Here is an 891-nt window from a genome sequence, read left to right on the forward strand (position 1 = left end):
CTGTTTTAGATGAGGTGATGATGTGGCAGAACCGCCAGCTCGATGACTTTTACCCGGTGATCTTTCTCGACGCGCTACGCATTAAAGTCCGCGACGGTGGCCGGGTGGTTAACAAGTCTGCTTACCTAGCCATCGGAGTAGACATGGACGGGATCAAGCACATCCTCGGTATTTGGTTGGCGAAAGAGGAAGGAGCGTCCTTTTGGGCTCATGTGTGCGCAAACCTCGCCTCGCGCGGGGTCCAGGACGTATTCATTGTCTGCTGCGACGGGCTTAAAGGCCTGCCAGAAGCTGTGGAAGCAACCTGGCCGGACTCGATGGTACAAACCTGTGTAGTGCACCTTATTCGTGCTGCTAACCGGTGGGTAGCCTACGGCGACCGCAAGGCAGTATCCGCCGCGTTGAAGAAGGTGTATACCGCCCCGGATGAGGCTACAGCGAAGCTAGCGCTCGACGAGTTCGCTGCATCTGAGCTGGGGGTGAAGTATCCACAATCAGTGAAAGTATGGCGTGACGCGTGGGATAGGTTCGTGCCATTCCTGCAGTTCCCACCCATGGCAAGGAGAGTGATTTACACGACGAATTCGATTGAATCGATGAATAATGAGCTGCGGAAAGCCACGCGCAACCGGGTGCAGTTCACTAATGACGATTCAGCGATAAAGACCCTATGGTTGATGATGTGCAATATTGAAGACAAACGCGCCGCAAAACGCGCCAAGCAGGCAAAAGGCAAATCCAGAACCAGTGGCAGGCTCATTGAAGGAGCCCGAGTCACCAACTGGAAACAAGCCATTAATCAGATGGCCGTGGCCTACCCCGACCGCTTCAACACATACCTCTAACCAAACAAGTTCACAAAGCCCCACACACAAAGAACTTGACGCGCTC

At 54.0% G+C, this 891-nt stretch carries 1 protein-coding gene; it reads left to right on the forward strand.

Annotation, left to right across the window (positions count from 1 at the left end):
• Nucleotides 1-845: IS256 family transposase (locus F4V60_RS02160; protein ID WP_150387354.1), on the forward strand; the 845-nt coding region annotated here is incomplete at its 5' end.
• Between the last annotated feature and the right edge of the window lie 46 nt (nt 846-891).

The organism is Corynebacterium flavescens, from assembly GCF_008693105.1.
Classification (GTDB): Bacteria; Actinomycetota; Actinomycetes; order Mycobacteriales; family Mycobacteriaceae; genus Corynebacterium; species Corynebacterium flavescens.